Here is a 13,753-nt window from a genome sequence, read left to right on the forward strand (position 1 = left end):
TGTACCCTCTCTTTACCTATTTGACTACTTTTATTATAGGTGATGAGGAAAGCGGAAATCAAAACATACTTCTTATACTTTGTCCATATATATGAAGAAGAAAGGGGAATGACGATGGATGTAAGAGAACATACTTTTTTCTCTCTGCTTATTATTAGTTATTTTATTGCCTTTGGGGTTATACTTGGCGGTTCATTAATTGGTGGATTTGGTGCGTTTCTTATCGGAAAACCAGCTCTAACTTACATTAATCAATTCGCCCAAAATTTAAGAATTTGGGCACTCGTTGCAGCAATCGGCGGAACATTCGATACCTTTTATAGCTTTGAAAGAAGTTTCTTTGGCGGAGATATGAAAGATATCGTAAAGCAAATTCTCCTTATTTTTTTCGCAACTGGTGGTATGCAAACAGGTCTCATTATTATTAAATGGCTAACGCAGGAACATGTATGAGAGTACCAAGTGCCAATACAGCAAAAAGATGGTACTTAGTATTAGCTGGGGCTGCTGTTGGAGGCGTGTTGAGCTGGTTTATTTTTTTGTACATATACGGTGTTTTTCAAGAAGAACAAGCTAGTAAAATAGCAGAACAAAGAGAAATTATAGAAAAACAAGAAGCAAAGCTCCACGTCCTTCTCGAAGATCAAGAAAAATTGAACACTGAAAATAAACGGCTCTTAACCATTCAAGAGATTAAAATAAAACTTATCAATCGAGAAAAATACGATTTAGACAATCTCACACTCGAAAATATGACTACATCTATCCATAATGACCTCCAACATCTTTTAACGAAAAACATTCAAAGTATCGCAAAAAATAAAGACCTACTTAAAAAGGTAATCGAAAATAAAACGTACAAACATTACGATCGGCTATACCGTTTTAAAGTCGATACAATATCTTTTGATACAGTGCTTGAAATTAGCATTACTATAGAGAAAGAAAAATAAAGAAGGAGGGCTTTAGCGCCGCTCCTTCTTTTCGTTCTAACATATAGTCTCTTATTTACAAATCTCACGTAAATCAGCAAAAAGACGATCCGCTTCTTCCCAAGAAGATGCCTTCGCACCAGAAGCCATCGGATGCCCCCCGCCGTTATATTGCATTGCTAATTTGTTTATAACTGGTCCTTTTGAACGAAGACGAACACGAATTACGTCGTCTTCCTCTAAAAATAGAACCCACGCCTTTAATCCATCAATATTGCCAAGCGCTCCAACAACACCAGATGCTTCAGAAGGAAGTACATCAAACTCTTCTAATACTTCTTTCGTTAATTTAATGTAAGCTGCTCCTTCTTCTACCATCGTAAAGTTTTGTAAAATATAACCGTTTAAACGAGCAATTTTTTCTTTTGTCTTATACATCTCATTGTATAAATCTGTGAATTTCACACCCATGTCAACAAGCTCACTTACGTAACGAAGTGTTTTTGCTGTCGTATTCGGGAATAAGAAACGACCTGTATCTCCAACAATTCCTGCTAAAATAAGGCGGGCTGCTTCTTTTGTTATTTTTAATCCTTTATCTTTTCCATAGTTATAAAACTCATAAATCATTTCACTTGTAGAACTCGCTGTCGTATCTACCCACGTAATATCTCCATACGGATCTTCATTTGGATGATGATCAATTTTAATTAACATCTTCCCTTTTGTATAGCGTTGATCGTCAACACGTTCTTGATTCGCAGTATCACAAACAATAACAAGCGCATTTTCGTATACACTATCTTCAATATCATCCATTACTCGTAAGTATGCTAGTGACGGCTCATTATACCCAACCGTATAAATATTTTTCTCTGGAAACGATTCTTGTAGAATTGTACCAAGACCACCCTGTGAACCTAACGCATCTGGATCCGGACGCACGTGGCGATGAATAATAATTGTATCAAACTCTTTAATTGCTCCTAAAATTTGCTCATGCATATGTATAATCTCCTTTTTAATCAACTTCTTCACTTTATCCTCCATTATAACGGAAAGTATTTCATACATGCGAACAATTGCTTTATAATAAAAGTTAGAAAGTTTAGATATTTCTTTTTCTTTTCTATTATTTTTCACAAAGCGATGGGAGTGTTCATTATGCCAGTATTAGTCTTCTGTATTATCGTCTCATTTATGTTGTACCTCTTTTACAAAACAAAATACTTTCGTACAAACCGCCCAATGGAGAAAGGTTGGCTCTCAGGAAAATCCGCAATGGCACTCGGTTCATTCGTTTTATTTTTCGGGATAAACCAATTCTTTTTAGAACTTTCAACCGCTCGTATTATCGTTGGTGTTTTATTCGTTCTATTTGGTAGTGCAAGTGTATTTAACGGGTTTCGCCAATACAAACATTTCTTGCCATTAGCAGTTAAAGAAGCTGAAGTCTATGAAGCAACGTAAAAAAGCATCAATATTGTGATGCTTTTTTACGTCCCTTAACTTTCAAAATCATATACGCAACAAACGCAGATGGTATATTAAATGGGTTCCCTTGTACGTGAAAATGTAATTGTTCTTCTCCAAAAGACATTTTTTCATATAGCTCTCGCTGAGATAATCCTGTCTTTTCCTTTTTTTCATGTAAACCTTGTAAATATAAATATTGAATCGGTATCATTACAAGAAAGTAAAATAGTGCGATACTACCAAAAAAGAGTACGGCTGACGACATAATGCATACCACCTCTCGCGATTCCATTTTCTTACAATATAATCATAACACAATATACAACTGAATTGAATTATTATTCCGTCTTTTCTCACATTACTTTTCCACTCCATCCCATACATATTTCACTAAAACTCCCATCTAAAATCATGCCTTTCAAATTTAAAACAACAAAAAAAGATGGAACAAATCAAAACGATTTGTTCCATCTTTTTATTTATCGATTAACTGAACCATAAGTAATGCTTTTCCAACAACATTACCTTCATGATGCACCTCTACATCGACCTTACCAAATTTACGTCCAATTTCTAATACTTTCGGATGAACAGATACAACATTATCAATTTGAACCGGCTTTACGAAATAAATCGTTAAGTTTTCAACAATTAAATCACTTTTCTTTTGCGCACGAATGACGCGATTTGTCGCTTCTGTCACAATTGTTGCAAATACACCGTACGATAACGTCCCGATTGAGTTCGTCATTTGCGGCGTCACCGAAAATTGATATAGATGCTCATTCTTCGCTTCTTTTGGTGTCATAAATTGATTCGTTACAATATCATCAATGGTTTCTCCAACTTGTGGCTGACGTTGAATCATTTGCAGTGCCTGAAGTACATCTTGACGGCTAATAATACCTTGCAGTTTGTTTCCTTCCTCAACGACAGGAAGTAATTCAATTCCTTCCCACACCATCATACGTGCCGCAGCTGCGACAGACATTTTACCGTTCACTGTAATTGGGTGTTTTGTCATTACTTTATCAATTGGTGTTTCTTTCGCTACTCCGATCATATCTTTTGAAGTTACGATTCCTAGTACTTTGTTACTTTCATCGACAATTGGATATCTTCCGTGCATTGTCTCTTCGTTATATGCATGCCATTGCTGTACTGTATCACTCGGCTTTAAATATAACGTTTCTTCAATTGGCGTTAAAATATCTTCAACGAGTACAATTTCTTTCTTAATAAGTTGGTCATAAATTGCACGATTAATTAACGTTGCGACCGTAAATGTATCGTAGCTACTTGAAATGATCGGCAGCTTTAATTCGTCTGCTAATTTCTTCACATGATCTTCCGTATCAAATCCGCCCGTAATTAATACAGCGGCTCCAGTTTCTAGCGCTAATTCATGTGCATTGGTACGGTTACCAATAATGAGTAAATTCCCAGCTTCTGTATAGCGCATCATCGCTTCTAATTTCATAGCTCCGATTACGAATTTATTTAATGTTTTATGTAGTCCTTCTCTGCCCCCAAGTACTTGACCGTCGACAATGTTAACGACTTCTGCATATGTCAGTTTTTCGATATTCTCTTTCTTCTTTTGTTCAATTCGAATTGTTCCGACACGTTCAATTGTACTAACATATCCTTTATTTTCTGCATCTTTAATTGCACGGTAAGCGGTACCTTCACTTACACTCAAATCTTTCGCAATTTGTCTTACAGAAATTTTATGGCCTACTGGCAGGCTATTAATATGTTCTAAAATTTGGTTATGCTTAGTAGCCAAATGGTTTCACCATACTTTCTTTTCCCTAAATTCTTCATGTGTTGTACTTTCAGTATACTATATTTTCAAAACTGTTACACTCTCTCTTTGCATACCTGTACTATTTTTTTTATAACAAAATGACACTTACATTCCACCAGTCATTCTATTACAACAATGTAATGCTATTGTCATCTCATTCGATAGTTCGCCCACTTAATTGCCTATACAATTAAGACAAGAAATAAAATAAAGGAGCGAACACATGATGAAAAAACTTTTAGAGGTTGTAGGTGCTGTATTTTTAGCTTTCGTAGATGGGAAAAAAGTTGCAATGGAATTGAATGAAACACCTGAACAACCACGTACCAAAAGAGAAGAATCACCAAAACAAATACAAGCATTAAAAGCTGTCCTACACACGTAAAAAACCCTTCACTTTTCTTTTCAAATGAAGGGTTTCTTTTCTATAGTGTAATACTTTCTCCAGCTTCTAATACTTTCCCTGTACAATTTTGTAGCTTTTCTACAAATTGATATGGATCTTGTTCAATAACTGGGAACGTATTGTAATGCATCGGTACAACAGTTTTCGCATTAATCCATTTTGCCGCTAGTACAGCATCTTCTGGCCCCATTGTGAAATTATCACCAATTGGTAAAAATGCTAGATCAACTTTATTTAATTCCCCAATTAACTTCATATCAGAGAATAGTGCAGTATCTCCTGCGTGGTATACAGTTTTCTCTTCTGCTGTAAATAAAATACCTGCTGGCATACCTGTATATGTAATCGTCTTATTTGCTTCATCAATATAACTAGAGCCGTGGAATGCTTGTGTAAACTTCACTTTTCCGAAGTCAAATTCATGTGAACCCCCAATATGCATCGGGTGTGTATTTACACCTTGCCAACTTAAAAATGTTGCTAGTTCAAATGGCGCTACAACAACTGCATTATTTTTCTTCGCAAGTTCTACTGTATCTCCAACATGATCACCGTGTCCATGCGATAAAAGAATTGCATCCACTTTTACATCTTCAGCTTTTAAATCTGTTTTCGGATTACCTGTTAAAAATGGGTCAATTAAAATAACTTTTCCATTCGCCTCAATTTTCACAACTGAATGTCCATGATAAGATACTTTCATTATTACATTCCTCCCCTATTCACATTCTCACTTTTTATTCTACATGATTTTTCAATTCCCTGTCTTTTCTAACATCTATTTACTTGTCATAACGCTTTCTTCCGAGTTAAAGTTATATTTGTAATTAAATATCTCGGGGGTGCCAATCGATGAATGCTAGATTAGAAAATTTAATGCAATGGCTAAAAGAAAAAAACGTAGAAGCTGCGTTCTTAACTTCTACACCAAACGTCTTCTACATGACAAACTTCCACTGTGAACCACACGAAAGATTACTTGGTATGTTTGTATTCCAAGAAAAAGAACCTATTTTAATTTGCCCTAAAATGGAAGAAGGTCAAGCACGTAACGCTGGCTGGGCACATGAAATTATCGGATTTACTGATACTGACAGACCATGGGATATGATTGCAAAAGCAATTAAAGACCGCGGCATCAATGCAAATGCAGTTGCAATTGAAAAAGAACATTTAAACGTAGAGCGCTACGAAGAATTAACGAAATTATTCCCAAATGCAGCTTTCAAATCAGCTGAGGAGAAAGTTCGCGAACTTCGTTTAATTAAAGATGAAAAAGAACTTTCTATTTTACGCGAAGCAGCTAAAATGGCGGACTATGCTGTTGAAGTTGGTGTAAATGCAATTAAAGAAGATCGTAGTGAACTAGAAGTATTAGCAATTATTGAACACGAATTAAAAACAAAAGGCATACATAAAATGTCATTTGATACGATGGTATTAGCAGGTGCGAACTCAGCTCTTCCACACGGTATTCCTGGCGCAAACAAAATGAAACGCGGTGATTTCGTACTATTTGATTTAGGCGTAATCATTGACGGTTATTGCTCTGATATTACACGTACAGTGGCATTCGGCGAGATTTCTGAAGAACAAACTCGTATTTACAACACTGTACTTGCTGGACAACTACAAGCAGTTGAAGCATGTAAACCAGGTGTTACACTTGGCGCAATCGACAACGCTGCTCGTTCTGTTATCGCAGATGCAGGTTACGGAGACTTCTTCCCACACCGACTTGGTCATGGACTTGGAATTAGCGTACACGAATATCCAGATGTAAAAGCTGGTAACGAGTCTCCATTAAAAGAAGGTATGGTCTTCACAATCGAACCTGGTATTTACGTACCAAACGTAGGTGGCGTTCGTATTGAAGATGATATTTACATCACAAAAGACGGATCAGAAATTTTAACGAAATTCCCGAAAGAGTTACAATTTGTAAAATAATAGAAAAAGGCAGCGGGAGTGCTGCCTTTTTCTATTTCCCTACTATTTCAAATTTCTCTACAATCATTTTTGCTGGATAACTTTCAAGTATTTGAGAAAACCATACTTTTATTTTATCCCCTGTTTTTAACTGTTTATATGCGTCTTTGTCCTTAAAGCTCAAGACTATATGTGCTGGATGCTCTTTATTCATTTGTTGTTCTATATAATGTTGCAACTCTACTTTTGTTTCAACCGTTTTATCATCGGCAAAAAACATCGTGTCATTTCTTAATATGATATACCCTTCTTTAGGTACTTCTTTTACCGTTACTTGCTCTACTTGTTTTGTATCACACGCTGATAATACGACTAGAAATACACTTAAAAACATAACAATTTTCATATGCCTATTCATTTTTAACTCCTTACTCTAGGCTATTTCAAATTTAACACCATCTTCTCCTCATACTTATCATCCCATTTAATCACAACTTCTATAGGTTCATCTTTAGAGATAGGCGCGCAACTTACACAAGAAGACTTCATTTCAACCTTTGCTCCTCTATGAACTTCTGACGTTTGTGTCATTGTACTAAAGGCTCCATTAATAGCAATCTCTAAGTTTTTAAATTCTGTCTTTCCATCCCCGCCCTTATATTGAAACGTAAACATTCCATCTTCACTGTCATCCTTAATATGCCCTTTATATTGTCCAGTCCAACTTTTGCTCTCGCTAGAAAAAGTAAAATACCAAATCGAGCAGCTTCCTAAAAAGAAAATACTAATGAAAAAGAATAACGCTCTCTTCATCATGCCCCTCCATTCAAATGCACTTATTTATTGTCTATTTCTTCCTTCTATTATACTATTAAAATACAGAATTTTCTAAAACAGGGGGTTTATATGTTACGACAACAGTTAGAAGAAATTCGTAATAATAATTACATACTGGATAACACACTTAACATTGATTCTTTAAGTTCCAATATGCTTGAGCAAATTGGCGATACTGATAGCTATTTAAGGGACAAACTCATCTACTCTACTTTTTTTCATCTCATCAAGAAGGAATATCTTTCACACACACAATTACAGAAACTATTATTAGAAAGCATCGGTGAAAAATATTTATTGTATAAGATTCATTCAGATGATGAAGATGCGGTATTTACCCGAGCATTTACAACATTATTAATTGCCCTCATTATTGATGCTGATACAAATCATAATTTCTTATCACAGACTGATATTTCAAATGTAAAAGATCAACTAATTCTATATATGAACAACGAACATGATTTCCGGGGATATGTGCAAAAACACGGCTGGGCACATAGTATCGCTCATGCTTCTGATACATTTGAGGCGCTTGTGAATAGTCCTAAACTGGAAACTTTATATTACGAAGAAATATTACAAACTTTATTAAACAAAGTTTGTGTTCATTCCATCTATTACAAATATGAAGAAGATGAACGTATCGTTTATCCGATTGTCGCAATGCTACAAAATGGCTTAAAGGAAGAAGCACTCATATTAGCCCTTCGTGATTTAGTAGCTCAATTACCCGTTCAAAAACAAACATTACATATTGAATCATACGAGTTTCTATACGGAAATATAAAATCTTTCTTACGCAGCTTATTTTTCAGACTGCGCAAGCTTTCTATATGTGAAGAAACAGAATGCGAAATTGAAAAATTGCTACAAGAACTTCCAAAATATTATTAAAAAAAGAAGGCCACTCAAAAAGTGCCTTCTTCTATTTCACTAATATTTAATTGAAATTTCACGATCCAAACTGAGAAAAGGTGGACAAGAAGCGCAAACGCCATACATGCTCCGCTTAAAAAAGTTAGTATAGGATGCGAATACACGTGCCCCAATCCATAGGATACCGCCACGAAAAACATTGTTATGTAAATATAAATTGCTCCATGTATTTGCCTCATATAAACCTCCTTTTCCCATATTATAACATAAATTTTCTGATTATTCACATTAATCGTTTATAATCAATATTTCTCAACTGTTACACCTCTTACAGCAGCCTTAATATATGGTGCTCCTTGTAAACTTTGTAAATCCTCTGTTTTGCCTGTTACGACTACACCGTATATTGGTAAGTCTTTTGGTTTGGTGTTTTTTATTTCTTTATCCCGCATTAACGGGCAGTAAGACCTCACATCAAAATTCAGCGGAAGCAAGAAGTTAGATGGGGGATGAACCCCACACTGATTAAAGTTTCACTTTATAGTTTATCCTAAAATATTCTCAGTATCCCTCTTTATTTTCACTTAAAGACATCCAAATGCAGCTTTTATAAATTGTTTCATAATAAAAAGCACATCCATTTTGATGCGCTTCTCTGAAATACTATTCTATTATTTCATCGCGTCCTTCACAACATCTTGAATCATAACGACTTCTGTTTTCATATCAACAGAGGGTGCTTCTTCATCAATACACTCATACCAAAATTCCAAGTGCTTTTTATCAATTTCATAATGAGAATTTTCGACAAGAGCCCCACCTTCTCCTTGCACAGAATACCAATATAAGTACTCTTCTCCATCTCTTATTTCCCGGAAAATTGTCTCAACGTACATCTTTTCGTCGTTTAATGTCAAAAGTACTTCTTTCATATTGTCATTCAGAAGCTGCATCCATTCATTTACTCGATGACTCTTACCAGGCTTAACTTTAAATCTCGTTAACTCTACATTCATTTTTATTCCCCCGTTTTCTTACGTACAAACAATCTATATTCTATTGGATGATAAAAACTTAATTTACTAGCTAATTTTTGCGAAGGAATATTGTCTACATAACAATCCCAGCACGGTATAATATCATTTTGTATGCAATGTTCAATAAACCTTGCTGCAACAGCTTGGGCTAATCCTTTCCCTTGATACGCTTTATGCGTCACAATATCAATTTCAGCAAATCCGTTCCCACTAAATATTGAAACACATTCCGCTACAATCATTCCTTCTAGTTCTATACAAAATCCAAAACCACCGTTTAAAAACGTTTCTTTTGATCCCCAATATTCTTTGTAGTACTCCTCTGTAAATTCACTGCTTCGTTCTATATCTCTTCTATCAATACGCTTCACTTCATATGTATTTTTGTTACAATCTCGTTTTCTCTCTTCAAAGGTTACGCTTTGAAATTTCATTCGCGGAATGTTTCGAAGTACATGACTAAAACGTTCTTCTATCATCATTTCCCACTCGTTACTCGAAGAGAACAATGTAAATCTCTTCTCTGTTTTTTCAATAGCCTTTTTTATAAAAGAAAATAAATCTTCGTTATAATTTTGATCATCAGTATCACCAAATAAATAATAAATACCGTTAGCTGTACGAATTAGTCCTGCTGTTAATTTCTCGTTTGCAAAAATCTCACCATCTATCACTTGATCACATACCGCATAAGCAAACGTCGTCGTTTTTGTATGACTTTCTAAAATCGGAAGGATTTTTCTATACTCGGCTACGGATAATTTTTTCATAATTGCTCCACTTTAATCGTATCCGCCTCTATATGTTCAAAACAAAGATTTACAGTTCTCTTTAATGCTCTCGTTCTATGAATCTTACATGCTGGAATTAAGATTGAATCATTTGGCTTTAAAACCGCTGTTTCTCCATCTTCAAAATCAATAAGTAATTCTCCCTCTAACACAATAAATAATTCATCCGAATTAGAATGATAGTGCCAATCATATTCACCAGTAAATACAGCGATTCGTAAGCAATGACTGTTTATATTTGAAACGACGAAGTTTTTATGTTGATCTTTAATATCCTTTGTTAATTCTATTAAGTTCACAGTCTCCATCTTTCGTCCCATCCTTTCATTAGTCGTTCTTCTAAAAAACTAACTTAATCTCCACCACCTCCGCAATCTCCTCCACCATCACTTGAGCTACTACAGTCATTGCTACTGTAGTCACCGAATCCACTTGATGAGCTTGAAGCGTATGAAGATTTTTTGCTTCTTTTTCTATCTTTTTTACTTTCATGACTAGGCCATACTGTAGCAAAGAGTATAACGAATAAGGCTAATTCTATTACAACAAGTATAAATTCTAGAATGCTCTCAATAATATTGGGAGTTATCCCAAAACTGTAAAACACTCCAAATGAATACATACACAAAATTACATACAGAGCCATACAAATATACCGAAATGTTTTCTCTATCGTAATGACTACTTTTTGTGAAAAAGGTATGTTCTGTTCCTGTTTTTTCTTTATATACCTTTGTCTCTTTGCCTGTTTTTTCTTCCTCTTTTTATTATATAATTCTAAATTATCATAATAAAAATCGTTTTACACCAATAAATAACAATTATTCACATGTTATTTCTCCATATAAAAAAGACCCTCCTCACGAAAAGGAAGGTCTCAAATGTATTTCTATTATGATAAAGCAGGAGCTTTTTCAAGAAGCTCTTTTGCATCAGCGTATTGTAAGCCGTGAGCTTCCGCAACTGCTTCGAATGTTACATAACCATCTAATGTGTTAATACCTTTTAATAATGCAGTGTTGCCTAAGCAAGCTTCTTTGTAGCCCTTGTTAGCAATTTGTACTGCATATGGTACTGTTACGTTTGTTAATGCAAGAGTTGACGTACGTGGAACTGCACCTGGCATATTAGCAACTGCATAATGAACAACGCCATGTTTTTCGTAAGTTGGGTTGTCATGAGTTGTAATACGATCAGTTGTTTCGAAAATACCACCTTGGTCAATCGCGATATCTACAACGACAGAACCTGGTTCCATTGATTGAATCATTTCTTCAGTTACAAGTTTTGGCGCTTTTGCACCCGGAATTAATACTGCTCCAATAACAAGGTCAGATTCTTTAACAGCTTCTGCAATGTTGTATGGATTAGACATTAATGTTTTTACTTGGTTACCGAAAATATCATCTAATTGACGAAGACGTTCTGCACTTAAGTCAATGATTGTTACATCTGCACCTAAACCTACTGCAATCTTAGCTGCGTTTGTACCAGCTTGACCACCGCCAATGATTGTTACTTTGCCGCGTTTTACCCCTGGAACGCCTGCAAGTAAAATACCTTTACCGCCTTTGTTTTTCTCAAGGAATTGTGCACCGATTTGTGCAGACATACGACCAGCCACTTCACTCATAGGTGCAAGTAATGGTAAAGAACGATTGTCTAATTGTACTGTTTCGTATGCGATTGATGCAACTTTGTTATCGATTAATGCTTTCGTTAATTCTGGTTCTGGAGCTAAGTGTAAGTATGTGAATAAGATTAAGCCTTCACGGAAATAGCCGTATTCACTTGCTACTGGCTCTTTTACCTTCATAACCATATCTTGATTCCATGCTTCTTCAGCAGTTTCTACAAGTTTCGCACCAGCTTGTACGTATTCTTCATCTGTAAAGCCAGATCCTAAACCTGCTCCTTTTTGAACAAAAACTTCGTGACCATTTTGTACTAAATGTACTGCTCCCGCTGGCGTCATTGCCACACGGTTTTCATTGTTTTTAATTTCTGTTGGAATACCGATACGCATGATTAGTTCCCCCTTGAGTTATGAAATGACCCCTGAATCATTTTTTAAAGCGCTTTCTACGCTCTTATATTTTAACATAATATCTCAATATTTGAAAAAAAAATAACACGAGTTTTCCGATAGATTTAATTTTATATTAAAGGACAGTATTATCCGCACCTCTCAGCACAATGGATAAACTGTCCAATTATTCGAAACTTCATCTTATTTTATTCTATCGATGTCTATGAATAACATCCACTGCACCAGTCACTTCAATAATTGTACCGGTAATCATATCGGAATCGTCCTCACATAAAAACGAAATGGTTCTTGCAATATCTTCACCTGTTCCAGATCTACCAATCGGTGTGTTATGCTCTTTCAGCTGACGTGCTTCTTGAATAGTTGCCTCTTTCATATCGCCAATAATATCACCAGGACATACCATGTTCGCAGTGATACCATACTCCGCTTCTTCATAAGCAACTGTTTTCGTTAATGAAACAAGTCCTACTTTCGCTGCGGCAAAAGCTGAACGATAAATCCATCCCGGTGCACTATCCGCCCCTTGAAATCCGTAATTAATAATACGGCCAAAGTTCTGTTTTCTCATGACCGGAACGACAAGTTTTAATAAATGAAATACCGCTGTTAAATTTCCCTGAATCATTTCATTCCATTCATCTTCTTCATAATCAACTAACTTTTTTCGTTCAAATACATATGGACCAGCATTATTAATTAAAAAGTCAATTTTGCCAAAACGGCTCATCGCTTCTTCTACTATTTTATGTAAATCTTCCTTTTTCGTGACATCCGCTTGCACGAATTGTAGACGCTCTTCCACATCTTTATATGTTTCTTTCATCGTTTCCATAGCCGTGATATCGCTATGGTACGTTACTGTTACTGAATAGCCTTTAGCCAATAACTTTTCTGTTACTTGCTTTCCTAAACCTTTCGTACCGGCTGTAATGAGCGCATGTCTCACAAAACTGCCCCCTTTTAAATTGCTATACTTCATATGTAACAAGTTCTCGCTCCAATTACAACTAAAATGAATTGAAACAGAGTTTTCAAAATTCTGTAACGTTTCTGGCAAGCACGTTACCAAAATTTGTTTTATAATTAAGTTGTAAACAGTTATAAAACAGATTGGGAGGAATTTACTATGAATAATACATATACAAATATTTTAATCGCGGTGGATGGTTCTAAAGAAGCAGAAAAAGCCTTTAAAAAAGCAATTCAAGTCGCAAAGCGCAACAATGCAACATTAACAATTGCTCATATCGTTGATGTAAAAGCATACTCAGCAGTAGAAGCTTATAGCCGTGCAATTGCGGAACGTGCAAATCTATTTGCAGAAGACCTATTAGAAGACTACAAAAAAACTGCGCTTGAAGCTGGTCTTGAAAAAATTGAAACTGTATTAGAATTCGGTAATCCTAAATCAAAAATTTCAAAAGAAATCGCTCCAAACCATAAAGTAGATTTAATTATGTGTGGTGCGACTGGTTTAAATGCTGTTGAGCGTTTCCTAATTGGTAGCGTCTCTGAACATATTATTCGCTATGCGAAATGCGATGTCCTTGTTGTTCGTGGTGATGAAGAGCAAGGTGAGCTTTAATTTATAGATAAAACACCA

At 35.4% G+C, this 13,753-nt stretch carries 20 protein-coding genes and 1 pseudogene; 7 read left to right on the forward strand and 14 right to left on the reverse strand.

Annotated elements, in window-relative coordinates; translation table 11 throughout:
- The first annotated feature begins 39 nt into the window (after positions 1 to 39).
- Both ACTFSL_RS06720 and ytrI read left to right on the forward strand, forming a co-directional pair.
- Positions 40 to 453, forward strand: a complete 414-nt coding sequence (locus ACTFSL_RS06720; protein ID WP_002005839.1) for a YtrH family sporulation protein — start codon at positions 40 to 42, stop codon at positions 451 to 453.
- Entirely contained in the window at positions 450 to 953 is a 504-nt protein-coding gene (gene ytrI, locus ACTFSL_RS06725; protein ID WP_001265736.1) for a sporulation membrane protein YtrI, read from the forward strand. Before ACTFSL_RS06720 ends, ytrI begins: the two co-directional genes overlap by 4 nt.
- A 51-nt stretch (positions 954 to 1,004) precedes the next feature.
- Here ytrI and ACTFSL_RS06730 read toward each other — a convergent pair whose 3' ends face one another.
- Positions 1,005 to 1,937 carry a DHH family phosphoesterase gene (locus tag ACTFSL_RS06730; protein WP_000545136.1) on the reverse strand — a complete coding sequence of 311 codons (933 nt, stop codon included), beginning with the start codon at positions 1,935 to 1,937 and terminating at the stop codon, positions 1,005 to 1,007.
- A 159-nt stretch (positions 1,938 to 2,096) separates the two neighbouring features.
- Here ACTFSL_RS06730 and ACTFSL_RS06735 point away from each other — a divergent pair, with 159 nt between their 5' ends.
- Positions 2,097 to 2,402 carry a YtpI family protein gene (locus tag ACTFSL_RS06735; protein WP_001144776.1) on the forward strand — a complete coding sequence of 102 codons (306 nt, stop codon included), beginning with the start codon at positions 2,097 to 2,099 and terminating at the stop codon, positions 2,400 to 2,402.
- Positions 2,403 to 2,409: 7 nt separating this feature from the next.
- Here ACTFSL_RS06735 and ACTFSL_RS06740 read toward each other — a convergent pair whose 3' ends face one another.
- A complete protein-coding gene (locus ACTFSL_RS06740) occupies positions 2,410 to 2,673 on the reverse strand; it encodes a DUF3949 domain-containing protein (protein ID WP_000093045.1) in 264 nt (87 codons plus the stop codon).
- Positions 2,674 to 2,883: 210 nt separating this feature from the next.
- The gene (locus ACTFSL_RS06745; protein ID WP_000201572.1) at positions 2,884 to 4,197 is read right to left on the reverse strand and encodes a CBS domain-containing protein; all 1,314 of its coding nucleotides are present in this window, start codon (positions 4,195 to 4,197) and stop codon (positions 2,884 to 2,886) included.
- A 244-nt stretch (positions 4,198 to 4,441) separates the two neighbouring features.
- Between ACTFSL_RS06745 and ACTFSL_RS06750 the strand changes: the two genes are divergently transcribed.
- Positions 4,442 to 4,603: a hypothetical protein gene (locus ACTFSL_RS06750; protein ID WP_000976303.1), complete on the forward strand. Its 162-nt coding sequence runs from the start codon at positions 4,442 to 4,444 to the stop codon at positions 4,601 to 4,603.
- Between the two features lie 40 nt (positions 4,604 to 4,643).
- Here ACTFSL_RS06750 and ACTFSL_RS06755 read toward each other — a convergent pair whose 3' ends face one another.
- Complete coding sequence (locus ACTFSL_RS06755; RefSeq protein WP_000868922.1) at positions 4,644 to 5,327, reverse strand: metal-dependent hydrolase; 684 nt, start codon at positions 5,325 to 5,327, stop codon at positions 4,644 to 4,646.
- Between the two features lie 149 nt (positions 5,328 to 5,476).
- Between ACTFSL_RS06755 and pepQ the strand changes: the two genes are divergently transcribed.
- The gene (pepQ, locus tag ACTFSL_RS06760) at positions 5,477 to 6,574 is read left to right on the forward strand and encodes a Xaa-Pro dipeptidase (RefSeq protein ID WP_000994026.1); all 1,098 of its coding nucleotides are present in this window, start codon (positions 5,477 to 5,479) and stop codon (positions 6,572 to 6,574) included.
- A gap of 31 nt (positions 6,575 to 6,605) precedes the next feature.
- On the opposite strand, the gene ACTFSL_RS06765 is transcribed toward pepQ, so the two are convergent.
- Both ACTFSL_RS06765 and ACTFSL_RS06770 read right to left on the reverse strand, forming a co-directional pair.
- Positions 6,606 to 6,971 carry a DUF3221 domain-containing protein gene (locus tag ACTFSL_RS06765; RefSeq protein WP_001079377.1) on the reverse strand — a complete coding sequence of 122 codons (366 nt, stop codon included), beginning with the start codon at positions 6,969 to 6,971 and terminating at the stop codon, positions 6,606 to 6,608.
- A 20-nt stretch (positions 6,972 to 6,991) separates the two neighbouring features.
- Positions 6,992 to 7,366, reverse strand: a complete 375-nt coding sequence (locus ACTFSL_RS06770; RefSeq protein WP_000816717.1) for a hypothetical protein — start codon at positions 7,364 to 7,366, stop codon at positions 6,992 to 6,994.
- A 93-nt stretch (positions 7,367 to 7,459) separates the two neighbouring features.
- Between ACTFSL_RS06770 and ACTFSL_RS06775 the strand changes: the two genes are divergently transcribed.
- Entirely contained in the window at positions 7,460 to 8,287 is an 828-nt protein-coding gene (locus ACTFSL_RS06775) for a DUF2785 domain-containing protein (protein WP_075676881.1), read from the forward strand.
- 14 nt (positions 8,288 to 8,301) lie between these two features.
- On the opposite strand, the gene ACTFSL_RS06780 is transcribed toward ACTFSL_RS06775, so the two are convergent.
- From ACTFSL_RS06780 to ACTFSL_RS06815, 8 genes and pseudogenes are all read right to left on the reverse strand, one after another.
- Positions 8,302 to 8,508 (reverse strand): hypothetical protein, encoded by a 207-nt coding sequence (locus tag ACTFSL_RS06780; RefSeq protein ID WP_001248908.1) that lies wholly within the window; start codon positions 8,506 to 8,508, stop codon positions 8,302 to 8,304.
- A gap of 63 nt (positions 8,509 to 8,571) precedes the next feature.
- A pseudogene (locus ACTFSL_RS06785) lies at positions 8,572 to 8,712 on the reverse strand (anti sigma factor C-terminal domain-containing protein); the annotation flags it as partial.
- A 228-nt stretch (positions 8,713 to 8,940) separates the two neighbouring features.
- Entirely contained in the window at positions 8,941 to 9,285 is a 345-nt protein-coding gene (locus ACTFSL_RS06790) for a DUF6176 family protein (protein WP_001100217.1), read from the reverse strand.
- A 2-nt stretch (positions 9,286 to 9,287) separates the two neighbouring features.
- On the reverse strand, positions 9,288 to 10,076 hold the full coding sequence (locus ACTFSL_RS06795) for a GNAT family N-acetyltransferase (protein ID WP_375363843.1): 789 nt from the start codon (positions 10,074 to 10,076) through the stop codon (positions 9,288 to 9,290).
- Positions 10,073 to 10,405 (reverse strand): cupin domain-containing protein, encoded by a 333-nt coding sequence (locus ACTFSL_RS06800; RefSeq protein ID WP_000450925.1) that lies wholly within the window; start codon positions 10,403 to 10,405, stop codon positions 10,073 to 10,075. Before ACTFSL_RS06800 ends, ACTFSL_RS06795 begins: the two co-directional genes overlap by 4 nt.
- A gap of 44 nt (positions 10,406 to 10,449) precedes the next feature.
- Complete coding sequence (locus ACTFSL_RS06805) at positions 10,450 to 10,824, reverse strand: hypothetical protein (RefSeq protein ID WP_440041492.1); 375 nt, start codon at positions 10,822 to 10,824, stop codon at positions 10,450 to 10,452.
- Between the two features lie 165 nt (positions 10,825 to 10,989).
- Positions 10,990 to 12,123 (reverse strand): alanine dehydrogenase, encoded by a 1,134-nt coding sequence (gene ald / locus ACTFSL_RS06810; protein WP_001219403.1) that lies wholly within the window; start codon positions 12,121 to 12,123, stop codon positions 10,990 to 10,992.
- 214 nt (positions 12,124 to 12,337) lie between these two features.
- Complete coding sequence (locus tag ACTFSL_RS06815) at positions 12,338 to 13,129, reverse strand: SDR family oxidoreductase (protein ID WP_002024902.1); 792 nt, start codon at positions 13,127 to 13,129, stop codon at positions 12,338 to 12,340.
- A 147-nt stretch (positions 13,130 to 13,276) separates the two neighbouring features.
- On the opposite strand from ACTFSL_RS06815, the gene ACTFSL_RS06820 reads away from it, so the two are divergent.
- A complete protein-coding gene (locus ACTFSL_RS06820; RefSeq protein WP_001066673.1) occupies positions 13,277 to 13,735 on the forward strand; it encodes a universal stress protein in 459 nt (152 codons plus the stop codon).
- The last annotated feature ends 18 nt before the right edge of the window (positions 13,736 to 13,753 follow it).

The organism is Bacillus cereus group sp. MYBK108-1 (assembly GCF_051917185.1).
Taxonomy (GTDB): Bacteria; Bacillota; Bacilli; order Bacillales; family Bacillaceae_G; genus Bacillus_A; species Bacillus_A cereus.

What these genes read in the sequence shown, in the direction of transcription:
- ACTFSL_RS06780 (WP_001248908.1), bottom strand. Translation starts at nt 8,508, where the DNA reads ATGAGGCAAATACATGGAGCAATTTATATTTACATAACAATGTTTTTC.
- ACTFSL_RS06755 (WP_000868922.1), bottom strand. Translation starts at nt 5,327, where the DNA reads ATGAAAGTATCTTATCATGGACATTCAGTTGTGAAAATTGAGGCGAAT.
- ACTFSL_RS06740 (WP_000093045.1), bottom strand. Translation starts at nt 2,673, where the DNA reads ATGTCGTCAGCCGTACTCTTTTTTGGTAGTATCGCACTATTTTACTTT.
- ytrI (WP_001265736.1), top strand. Translation starts at nt 450, where the DNA reads ATGAGAGTACCAAGTGCCAATACAGCAAAAAGATGGTACTTAGTATTA.
- ACTFSL_RS06730 (WP_000545136.1), bottom strand. Translation starts at nt 1,937, where the DNA reads ATGCATGAGCAAATTTTAGGAGCAATTAAAGAGTTTGATACAATTATT.
- ACTFSL_RS06765 (WP_001079377.1), bottom strand. Translation starts at nt 6,971, where the DNA reads ATGAATAGGCATATGAAAATTGTTATGTTTTTAAGTGTATTTCTAGTC.
- ACTFSL_RS06800 (WP_000450925.1), bottom strand. Translation starts at nt 10,405, where the DNA reads ATGGAGACTGTGAACTTAATAGAATTAACAAAGGATATTAAAGATCAA.
- ACTFSL_RS06735 (WP_001144776.1), top strand. Translation starts at nt 2,097, where the DNA reads ATGCCAGTATTAGTCTTCTGTATTATCGTCTCATTTATGTTGTACCTC.
- ACTFSL_RS06770 (WP_000816717.1), bottom strand. Translation starts at nt 7,366, where the DNA reads ATGAAGAGAGCGTTATTCTTTTTCATTAGTATTTTCTTTTTAGGAAGC.
- ACTFSL_RS06795 (WP_375363843.1), bottom strand. Translation starts at nt 10,076, where the DNA reads ATGAAAAAATTATCCGTAGCCGAGTATAGAAAAATCCTTCCGATTTTA.
- ald (WP_001219403.1), bottom strand. Translation starts at nt 12,123, where the DNA reads ATGCGTATCGGTATTCCAACAGAAATTAAAAACAATGAAAACCGTGTG.
- ACTFSL_RS06815 (WP_002024902.1), bottom strand. Translation starts at nt 13,129, where the DNA reads ATGAAGTATAGCAATTTAAAAGGGGGCAGTTTTGTGAGACATGCGCTC.
- ACTFSL_RS06820 (WP_001066673.1), top strand. Translation starts at nt 13,277, where the DNA reads ATGAATAATACATATACAAATATTTTAATCGCGGTGGATGGTTCTAAA.
- ACTFSL_RS06775 (WP_075676881.1), top strand. Translation starts at nt 7,460, where the DNA reads ATGTTACGACAACAGTTAGAAGAAATTCGTAATAATAATTACATACTG.
- ACTFSL_RS06790 (WP_001100217.1), bottom strand. Translation starts at nt 9,285, where the DNA reads ATGAATGTAGAGTTAACGAGATTTAAAGTTAAGCCTGGTAAGAGTCAT.
- ACTFSL_RS06750 (WP_000976303.1), top strand. Translation starts at nt 4,442, where the DNA reads ATGATGAAAAAACTTTTAGAGGTTGTAGGTGCTGTATTTTTAGCTTTC.
- pepQ (WP_000994026.1), top strand. Translation starts at nt 5,477, where the DNA reads ATGAATGCTAGATTAGAAAATTTAATGCAATGGCTAAAAGAAAAAAAC.